11 protein-coding genes and 2 tRNA genes are annotated in these 9109 nt (G+C 38.1%); 8 read left to right on the top strand and 5 right to left on the bottom strand.

The annotated features are described in order from the left end of the window. Window positions 1-515: 515 nt before the first annotated feature. The 5 genes from FTV09_RS16135 to hisB all read right to left on the bottom strand — a co-directional run bounded on the left by FTV09_RS16135 (window position 516) and on the right by hisB (window position 3882). A complete protein-coding gene (locus tag FTV09_RS16135; protein ID WP_067761480.1) occupies window positions 516-1187 on the bottom strand; it encodes a 3'-5' exonuclease in 672 nt (223 codons plus the stop codon). 154 nt (window positions 1188-1341) lie between these two features. After that, window positions 1342-1815 carry a DUF805 domain-containing protein gene (locus FTV09_RS16130; protein ID WP_180058883.1) on the bottom strand — a complete coding sequence of 158 codons (474 nt, stop codon included), beginning with the start codon at window positions 1813-1815 and terminating at the stop codon, window positions 1342-1344. Window positions 1816-2033: 218 nt separating this feature from the next. Beyond that, a complete protein-coding gene (locus FTV09_RS16125; protein WP_067761474.1) occupies window positions 2034-2540 on the bottom strand; it encodes a DUF805 domain-containing protein in 507 nt (168 codons plus the stop codon). A gap of 131 nt (window positions 2541-2671) precedes the next feature. After that, a complete protein-coding gene (gene hisH / locus FTV09_RS16120; RefSeq protein WP_180058882.1) occupies window positions 2672-3289 on the bottom strand; it encodes an imidazole glycerol phosphate synthase subunit HisH in 618 nt (205 codons plus the stop codon). After that, window positions 3289-3882, bottom strand: coding sequence for an imidazoleglycerol-phosphate dehydratase HisB (gene hisB, locus FTV09_RS16115; RefSeq protein ID WP_180058881.1), 594 nt, complete (start codon window positions 3880-3882; stop codon window positions 3289-3291). The genes hisH and hisB overlap by 1 nt, the downstream gene beginning before the upstream one ends. A gap of 97 nt (window positions 3883-3979) precedes the next feature. On the opposite strand from hisB, the gene FTV09_RS16110 reads away from it, so the two are divergent. The 8 genes from FTV09_RS16110 (at window position 3980) to FTV09_RS16075 (ending at window position 8701) form a co-directional block, all read left to right on the top strand. Next, entirely contained in the window at window positions 3980-4369 is a 390-nt protein-coding gene (locus FTV09_RS16110) for a GNAT family N-acetyltransferase (RefSeq protein WP_067761464.1), read from the top strand. Between the two features lie 193 nt (window positions 4370-4562). Continuing rightward, window positions 4563-4638 (top strand) — tRNA-Phe (locus tag FTV09_RS16105). Window positions 4639-4774: 136 nt separating this feature from the next. Continuing rightward, a tRNA-Phe gene (locus FTV09_RS16100) sits at window positions 4775-4850 on the top strand. 146 nt (window positions 4851-4996) lie between these two features. After that, a complete protein-coding gene (locus FTV09_RS16095; protein ID WP_180058880.1) occupies window positions 4997-5452 on the top strand; it encodes a hypothetical protein in 456 nt (151 codons plus the stop codon). 17 nt (window positions 5453-5469) lie between these two features. Then, complete coding sequence (locus FTV09_RS16090) at window positions 5470-6171, top strand: hypothetical protein (RefSeq protein WP_180058879.1); 702 nt, start codon at window positions 5470-5472, stop codon at window positions 6169-6171. Window positions 6172-6271: 100 nt separating this feature from the next. Then, on the top strand, window positions 6272-7015 hold the full coding sequence (locus FTV09_RS16085) for a class I SAM-dependent methyltransferase (protein ID WP_067761455.1): 744 nt from the start codon (window positions 6272-6274) through the stop codon (window positions 7013-7015). 238 nt (window positions 7016-7253) lie between these two features. After that, on the top strand, window positions 7254-7766 hold the full coding sequence (locus FTV09_RS16080) for a hypothetical protein (protein ID WP_245668187.1): 513 nt from the start codon (window positions 7254-7256) through the stop codon (window positions 7764-7766). 185 nt (window positions 7767-7951) lie between these two features. After that, the gene (locus FTV09_RS16075) at window positions 7952-8701 is read left to right on the top strand and encodes a hypothetical protein (RefSeq protein WP_180058878.1); all 750 of its coding nucleotides are present in this window, start codon (window positions 7952-7954) and stop codon (window positions 8699-8701) included. Window positions 8702-9109: the final 408 nt, after the last annotated feature.

Raw genomic sequence — 9109 nt, 5'->3', positions numbered from 1 at the left:
TTGTTCCACTTTAGATATTTGTTTAAGATGAGATGTAACTCATTGAAATGTGTCATCATATTCGTCGTCAGAAAACAAGTATTATGCCATTATTTCAATGAGTTATCTTTTTTTGTCGTGTACAAAGGTATTTGGCAGACTTGTTTTAGCAAAATGCGAAGCGTGAAAACAAATTATAAAAATATATAAAGTAGAAGAAAAATCATGTGATTAGGATGGAAAATTCAATGCGATCAAGAGATTATGTGAATTTAAATACAAGTGTATATTAATGTAATTTATTTAATAAAAATCAATCATATAATTGTACTTAAATGGTGCATGTGGACATTTTATTAACCCATACATGATTCATGGCAAAGCAAAATATAATTGTTTTGGTCCGAATACAACGTAAATACGGCATTGCAGAATAAAACTCGACTGAGTTCAGATTAGTGTGAGTGCAATAAGCTGGTGCAAATTGCCGTTACAGGATAATTACATTTGGTGGGTGCAATAAATCCTTATTTTTATTATGGTTTATTTGATTTGTTGGGTCTAATACGTAGCTTTAAAGAGGTATTTGGAATGGTTTTAGGCAAGAGTCCACGTTGTAATAATTCTTCGAATACCAGTACTGGTGCATAGGCATCTGCTGCTGCATAACGAATTTGTTCTGGGCTTAAGCGTTTTTTGGCCCAATTAGAAGTGCTGACTGATTTAGACTTGGGAAAATTGACCGCAAAAAGCAACGCCATGGCATTTTTTAAACCTACAGGCTGGGTTAAACCAAAAGATGTAAAGCACTTAGAAAGTTCTAAGACACTATTGAGCTCAACACTTTTTTTACGGAATAAATGTGCATCATTTTTTAAGCCAAAGCCAACTTTGATTTGATCGCGATTACTAAAAATCGGTTTTAAAAATGTCCATGTTTCTTCATTCATTTGAAATAGCCACGCATACTGTGCAGTTGCCAATTGAATTAAATGAGGCCCTGTTGAAACCTCGCCTTTATTGAAGATTGGCTTTGACTCAGAATCAAAACCCAGTACGGCTGCTGTATTTAGTTGTTCTGCCCAAGTTAGACACTGTTCTAAGCAGTGAATTACATGAATTTGTTCGAAAGCTAAATTTTGAAAAAGTGGAAAGCTTTTAATTTGTTCTTTAGATGGCAAAATTTGCGGTTGTACAGCATCGTTCATGAGTATTCGTTCAAGATTTTATCTGTTGAGCCTAGTCAGTTTAAACCTGAAAAGCAATCAAGCTGTTGTGGGTGAAACTTACATACTAAATGCATTTATACCGCGCTGAAGGTGATTCAAAGCGGTATATATTTACATCAATGAAGTAGGTTTATTAAAAGAAATATTTAAGGGTAAAGAGTAGGTTAACCAATATTAATAAGAATAGACCTAAAAATAAAAAGGCCAAAACCACTTCCCATGTTTTTGATTCAAGTGGCTCGCCATATTGATTGGCAGTTGCAGTACCCGGGATGAGTATGATTGCAATAAATATAATGATATTGAGCAATGGGATCAGCTGTAAAAGCGCAAACCAGCCCGACATATTGAAGTCATGTAAACGACGCGCTGAGAAAATCATCAAAGGAATTAAAAGTAAAATATTAAAACCAAGTGCAAACCCTTGTAATATCGGATTTTCAGCATAAGCCATTAAGGCATTCATGGTATTTGGCATCATAATAACAATGACCAGCATGACTAACGTCAGCATCAGACCATAAAAGGTATTCCAACCGATAAATGACATGCGATTAAACCGACCGTCACGGTTCCAGCCAGAGTTTATATTGGGTGAATTATTCATATTTAATGATCTTAAATTATCTTAAAAAGTATTGTTATCATTCATTTTTAGACACAACTAATGAGCTAAAAACGACATAAAAATGTGAAAATGGGAGGATTTATCCTGAACATAAAAAGCGCGTTGATTATAAAGGCAAAGTATAAAAAAGCTCACCTGAGTGAGCTTGTCTTAGAATATGTGTTGCTGTTTATGCAGATATACACGACATATAAGGATTATTCTTGAATCGTAGCTTGTTGTGATCGGATCACATAGTCTTGGTAAGACGGAACCATGATCGCAGCGAGTATGCCAATAACAAACACGACAATATACAAAACTGCCAGCACTGTTTCCCAGCCTTTGGTCGGGCGTGGTTGTCCAAATGTATTGCTACCGCTATTACCAGGGGCAAATAATACATAGAGCGCAAACAAAATATTCAGCACAGGGACTAAGATTAGTAGGGCAAGCCATCCAGAATGGTCACGGTCATGTAAACGTCGAATTAAGAAAATAACGCTGTAATAAATCGCAATGGCGTACATGATAAAGAAAATAATCATGAGTGGCGTCGACATTGCTCCTTCAGTAAGGCTATTTTGAGCGCCGGGAGTGAGTAGGGCGACCACAACAGCAATCAGCATAAAAATAATGCCGAGGAGTAGATTCCAAGCAAGATAAGCGCGACGGCTAAAGCGACCACTGGCTTGGGTAGGTGAGTCAGATGTGAATGTATTCATTATTATTCCTAGACTTTGGTATTTTTATAAGTAGGCAAATTCTAAAATGAATATCTATAAAATAAAAGTATGAAAAATAAACATTATAAAAAAGCCCGCAAGGTGCGGGCTTTTTTGGATGGGACGGAACTTTAAATATCCCATTCCACAAAGTTTTTCAGCAATTGTAGACCCGCTGTATGACTTTTTTCTGGGTGGAATTGTGTCGCAAACAAGTTTTCCTTGTGAATTGCGGTACAGAATTGCAAACCATAGTCACAGGTAGCAGCAACAATAGCTGGATCTTTCGGTTCAACATAGAAGCTATGTACAAAGTAAAAACGTGCATCTTGTTCAATGTTTTTCCACATTGGATGGCTTGGATCAGCTTGATGTACTTGGTTCCAGCCCATGTGTGGAACTTTTAAACCGTCTACATCAGGAAAACGTTTTACCACACCTTCAAAAATACCGAGTGCATCTGCACCACTATTTTCTTCAGAGTGTTGCATCAAGGCTTGCATACCCACACAGATTGCGAGTACAGGCTTATTGAATGCAGCATTGCGAACAACTTCATCAATACCCGCTTCATGCATCCCTTGCATGCAATCACGCATTGCGCCTACACCAGGAAATACAATTTTATCTGCTTGAGCAATCAGCTTTGGATCATTGGTCACATCAACCGTTGCACCGACGTGTTCGAGTGCTTTTGCAGCTGAGTGAAGATTTCCCATGCCATAGTCAAGAAGGGCAATACGGGTCATTACAATGTTCCTTTGGTTGAAGCGACAGTATTCTCTGCACGAGGGTCAATTTCACATGCCATACGAAGTGCGCGTGCAAATGCTTTAAACACACTTTCAATTTGGTGATGGCTGTTTTTACCTTTTAAGTTATCAATGTGTAGCGTCATTAACGCGTGGTTCACAAAGCCTTGGAAAAACTCAGAGAATAAGTCAACGTCAAATGTACCAATACGAGCACGTGTAAATGGAATATCCATCCATAGGCCTGGACGACCAGATAAGTCAACCACAACACGGCTTAACGACTCATCAAGCGGTGCATAAAAATGACCGTAGCGTTTTAAGCCCTTTTTGTTGCCAAGTGCTTGTGCAAACGCCTGTCCGAGTGTAATACCGCAGTCTTCTACGGTATGATGGTCGTCAATTTCAAGATCACCATCACAATGAATATCAATATCAAACAGACCATGTCGCTTGATTTGATCAATCATATGATCTAAAAATGGAATACCAGTGTTTAAAGTGCCTTGACCAGAACCATCAAGATTCACGCGAACTCGAATTTTGGTTTCGTTAGTGTTTCTTACTACTTCACTGATACGATCGGTCATAGACACGTTCCTCAAATACGTCAAAATGATTGATGTAAAAATGTTTTCGCCGTGACGAAAAGTCACCGCATATTAGATTGCTCAGGAGGGTTTATCAATGCCTATTACCGTACATGCCTATACTTCTTTAGAAAATGATGAAGTGCGCAGCCAGCTTGAGCGACTGTATGACACGAGCCCAGAATTTAGCGACGGTTCAGATGCCATTGAACAACTTGAGCAGAACTTAGCTCAGTATACCTTAGTTTACACTGCAGAATTTAATACAAAATTGATTGGTGCCATTTGGTGTAGCGGCCAAGGTGAAAGTAAAACCTTGGAATATATCGTAGTACATCCAGCTAACCGAGGCCGCGGTGTTGCAGAACGTCTAGTGAGTGAAGCGACACGTATGGAAGAAGAAAAAGGTGTAAAAACCTTCGAGCCAGGTTGTGGCGCGATTCATCGTTGTTTAGCACACATTGGTAAAATTGACGCAGCTGAATAAAGTTCAGTGTTTAAAAGACAGCCTCCGTGCTGTCTTTTTTCGACTGAATAATTAAATTAACTCAGATTTAAATGTAAATAAGACAAAAAGTAAGCGATTAGTGTGAAATATTGATTTAAAAATAAACATTTGAGAAAAAAGCCCATGCTTATGCTTGACGGCATCCAGCTTAAATTGTTTAATACGCCCCATCGGCGTGATAGCTCAGTAGGTAGAGCAACGGATTGAAAATCCGTGTGTCCCCAGTTCGATCCTGGGTCTCGCCACCATATTCAAAACTGATTTTCAGTTTATCAATCCCTGATCCCATCAGGGATTTTTTTTGCCTAAAATTTATGCATACAAAAAATATTTTTATAAATATGATTGACTAATTAACTGAGATGCGGCTTAATACACCGCATCGGCGTGATAGCTCAGTAGGTAGAGCAACGGATTGAAAATCCGTGTGTCCCCAGTTCGATCCTGGGTCTCGCCACCATATTCAAAAAAACCTCAAACATTGTTTGAGGTTTTTTTTCGTCTCAGATTTAGTTTTGTTGATCAATTGTGCAATGCAACTAATACAATCGACCGAATATAATTTGACCGATAGCTAAAAAATTTTAAAAAATATAAGGTATGACGATGAATATGAAAAAAATAGTAATGGCTTTAACCGTAATGACAAGTGCTGTATTAACGGCATGTGGTGGTGGAAGTAGTGGCAGTTTTAATTCTTCATTTGAAAAAGAATTTACTTTTGGTACTCAGACATATATTTGTCGCAGTGAAAAAGCAGCAAATGCGTGTGGTGGTGCGAGTCAAGATTGTTCAGCATGTGATCTTAAAACACCATCTACAAAGGTGATTACAGCAGTATGTGCTGAGCCTATAGCAAATACCCATAAAGTGACAACAGCTGGCTGTGTATTAAAGCTCACGAATGATACTCAGACAGGTATTTGTACCTCAGAAGGATTAAGATTGTTGTCAGGTAGTAATCTAACCAAAGAACAACTGAATAAGGGGGCTTTATTTACCAGTGGAAGTCTGAAAATAACGCTCGCTAATAATGTAACTGAAACAATAACGTGTAATTAAAAACGATGAAATTTTTGATGCCAATAGCGATTGGCCTCGTCTGTTTTGGATTGGGTTATTTCATAGCCCCATCCAATACTGTATCTGAGCCCATCGTTATAGAAAGTAAAAGCAATCAGACAGGGAATCGCTTTATTCAAAATTTTCAGCAACATATACCGGTGCAATCTGAAAATAATATTGAATTACAACAGCAACTAAAAAATCAAATGACTCAAGTGAATGCAGTCATTGATCAGGCGACATCAAAGCAAATGGATCAATATTTGCAGCAAGCATTTTCTGGGTATGATTTATCGGCCATTCGAAACAAGCATGAATTTGCAAAGCATTTAGTGGGTGAGTTTGTTGATGCTAAAAATAAACCTGACGAGCCAATGAGTGGACGAGCCACGGTTATGGCACACCAAGAGTATGGGGGCGAAAATGTATTACCACGTGATATTTACAAAGGACAACAGCTATTTGCTCACTTTGATACATTAGGTAAAACACCGAGTAATGAACAAGTTTTTGTACGCTGGAGCAATCAAACTACTGGAGAAGTGCTATTTTTTATGCCGCAGCGGGTAAGTGCTCAGCGTGAGAAAAATTGGGTAAGTTTCAGCCCTGTCGCAGGTTGGAAGCCCGGTCATTATGATGTGAAATATTATCAAATGAATGATCAATTGGAACCCATTGCACAAACGAGCTTTTATATTCAGAACGTGATTCAGTAAGTTCACACATCATTTTTACTTTAATGCTATGACTTAAGTTCAAGTTTTAAGCAGTAAAAACTATATTAGACTGATGAAAAATAACCAATGAATATTCTAAATGAAAGATCTCTTTTCTGATGATAGCAAACAATATCAACGTGCTCGGCCGGATTATTCTCCAGCTATCGTGGAAACGATATTAAAATATGTAAATAGACGAGAGCTGGCTTGGGATTGTGGGGCAGGTTCTGGTCAATTTACCCAACGACTGGCTCCCCATTTTCAACAAATCTTAGCGACTGATTTAAGTGCAGCTCAATTGGCGGAGGCTCCGCATTTAGCCAATGTACATTATGAGGCTGCTCAAGCAGCTGAGTGTCCTTTGCCAAGCCAAAGCGTGGATTTAGTGACGGTAGCACAAGCGATTCACTGGTTTGATTTTGATAGTTTTTATACCGAAGTAAAACGCGTACTTAAAGCTAATGGCGTGATTGCAGTCATTGGTTATGGTTTGATTCAAGCGGAACAAACAGAATTGAATGAGCTGCTCCAACAATTGTATTTCGAAACTTTAAAGGGGTATTGGGATGCAGAACGTCGCTATATTGATGAAAGCTATCAAACGATTCCTTTTCCGTTTCATGAATATACAACGCCGACATTGAGTTTGGATTATGCATGGCCCGCTCAGCAGATATTGAATTATCTACAAACATGGTCAGGCTTAAAACATTATCAAAAGCTGCATCCCGAGCAACAGCCTCTTGCAGCATTGCTCGATTTTTTTCAGCAGCAGAATAAGCAACAATATCAGTTACATTTTCCAGTTCTATTACGCATTGGTAGCGTATCTCAACAATGAGTTTGAAATTAACCTAGCTAAATATACTCGGTATTTTGATTTTGAATTCAAAATGTAGATAAAAATGTGTTCCAAAAAAACTAACACTTTGAATTCAAAATTAAACGTGTACTCATGACGGCATAATATGCCGTTTGTCGGGCTTCAAAACGTAAAATTGATGATTTGTTGTACAATATAGACTTCAAAATGCACTATTTGGTGCTTCACTTTTTCGTCAATTTGCTCGGAATTCAACATGATGACTCTCCCAAAATCTGTTGCCGTTTTGCTTTTTGCTAGTGCCACTCTTTCAGCATCATCTACTTTTGCTGCAACGAATACAGATGAACAGCAAGAAGCGATACAAATGCCTGCTTTAACCATTATGGCAGAGCGTGAAATGCGTGCTGAAACTGGTATTGTTGAATATCAAGAACAGGTCGATCGTCGTAAAGCATTACAGCACCGTGTCATGGAGCTTGAGCGTGACACGCAAAATAAAGGTGTCGATGCAACGATTGTATCGAACATGGATATTTTACCTGCCGCAGCAATGCCAGACATGTCCAATTTATCGCCTTTGATGCAGCAACACGTGTTAGATATTGCTGCAGGTCTTCAATCTTCCGATCCACGCAATGGTCTGTATATTATGTTGCAGCCGTTTGGTATCGATCGTAATGCAACTTCGGTACAAATTAGCCGTGACCAAATCAACATGGGTACGATTGATCGCCAATTGAATATCAACCCGAAAACATCGCCATAACATTCATTTCATTCTACAAAACGTAAAAGGAAATTCATGCTTAATCCATGAATTTCCTTTTTTATGTGTTTGCTGCAATGATCATTGGAGGTGCGTTTGATTTTGAGAAAAGTAGATTTGTTTATTTTGTCGCCATATTTTTGTATTTTTGGTTATGATAATCAAAAGGGGATTCGGAGCTGAATATGCCGCGTATCTTTATAATTTTAGCTTGTGCCACCGTGCTGGTTTTTGGTTGGATGTTTTATCAATATTCAGCCCAACAAAAAGAAGCCGCTCAATTTGATGCTTATCAAGTTGTTTTACTTGAAAAGACAGAACAGATATTTAAGCAGGCACAGAATTGGGAAAAACCGATTGAGATAGATCTGTCAGATGCTCGCTTAAAGGGTGATTATAAAGTCATGTCCGACTTTATTTTAGGCCAAATGCTGCAACGTGCTGAAGCGCGTAATCAATATATTCGTGATTTAAAAGCTCTGAACTGGGACAAATTCCTCGACATAGATCGATTGGTAAAAGATAAGAAAAACAACTACCAAGAAACCGAGCAAATGTTGCAACAGGTTCATGCTGTGGTAGATGCTTATGAGCAAAAAACGACGCAGCAAGAAGAAAATGCCTTAGAACAAGCGAAGCATTTACCCGTGAAGAATATTTTTAGGCAACAAATGACCCAAAGTTTAAGAGATAGCCGTGATAGTGATGAATCTCATGCTTTATTTGATTTGGAAAAGCAAAGTCTTGCTAAGGCAGATGAAATTTTTAAGGTGATCAAAGTACATAAATGGGAAAAGAAAAATAAGTTGTTTATGTTCTATGAAGATGAGCCATTGAAGCAGTTTAATCAGCTTTATAGCGAGATGCTGCAACTGAATACGCAAATGGATCAGATTCGACAAAAGAACAGAACGGAGTTGAAACAAAAGCTTTAGAGAATTGTCATCTAACTTTCAAATAGGTTGGCTAAAGTCATAGCAAGCAGCGTTTTGCATCATTGCCCGAGGTCAACCTACATGCGCAGCATATACGTATTTGATGATATACAGCAGGTCTATCACGATTTTCTCGCTAACCGTCAATATCCCCGTTTGGAAAGCTTAAATAATTGGGGAAAAAACCGTTTTTTCTTTAGTCAATATTTCCGTATGATTGAAGATTGGTATTTAACTGAACAAATTGTCATTGAGTTCAATCATCAGTTTTATAGCCTTGATATAGTCAAACTACTTTATTATTCATACAGGATTCGAAAAAAACTTGAAATAACTCATCGACTGAATCGATCAACCATTCTTTACGCTTACGTTTAACCCATGCCCACATCTGTTCTATAGGATTTA

It is taken from the genome of Acinetobacter sp. YH12227 (genome assembly GCF_013417785.1).
In the GTDB taxonomy this organism is placed as follows: domain Bacteria; phylum Pseudomonadota; class Gammaproteobacteria; order Pseudomonadales; family Moraxellaceae; genus Acinetobacter; species Acinetobacter gandensis.
This window is presented reverse-complemented; position numbering and strand designations above follow the sequence as displayed.

Coding starts and splice junctions, on each gene's coding strand:
- FTV09_RS16085 (WP_067761455.1), top strand. CDS start 6,272: ATGAAAGATCTCTTTTCTGATGATAGCAAACAATATCAACGTGCTCGG.
- FTV09_RS16135 (WP_067761480.1), bottom strand. CDS start 1,187: ATGAACGATGCTGTACAACCGCAAATTTTGCCATCTAAAGAACAAATT.
- FTV09_RS16090 (WP_180058879.1), top strand. CDS start 5,470: ATGCCAATAGCGATTGGCCTCGTCTGTTTTGGATTGGGTTATTTCATA.
- FTV09_RS16075 (WP_180058878.1), top strand. CDS start 7,952: ATGCCGCGTATCTTTATAATTTTAGCTTGTGCCACCGTGCTGGTTTTT.
- FTV09_RS16095 (WP_180058880.1), top strand. CDS start 4,997: ATGAATATGAAAAAAATAGTAATGGCTTTAACCGTAATGACAAGTGCT.
- hisH (WP_180058882.1), bottom strand. CDS start 3,289: ATGACCCGTATTGCCCTTCTTGACTATGGCATGGGAAATCTTCACTCA.
- FTV09_RS16125 (WP_067761474.1), bottom strand. CDS start 2,540: ATGAATACATTCACATCTGACTCACCTACCCAAGCCAGTGGTCGCTTT.
- FTV09_RS16110 (WP_067761464.1), top strand. CDS start 3,980: ATGCCTATTACCGTACATGCCTATACTTCTTTAGAAAATGATGAAGTG.
- hisB (WP_180058881.1), bottom strand. CDS start 3,882: ATGACCGATCGTATCAGTGAAGTAGTAAGAAACACTAACGAAACCAAA.
- FTV09_RS16080 (WP_245668187.1), top strand. CDS start 7,254: ATGATGACTCTCCCAAAATCTGTTGCCGTTTTGCTTTTTGCTAGTGCC.
- FTV09_RS16130 (WP_180058883.1), bottom strand. CDS start 1,815: ATGAATAATTCACCCAATATAAACTCTGGCTGGAACCGTGACGGTCGG.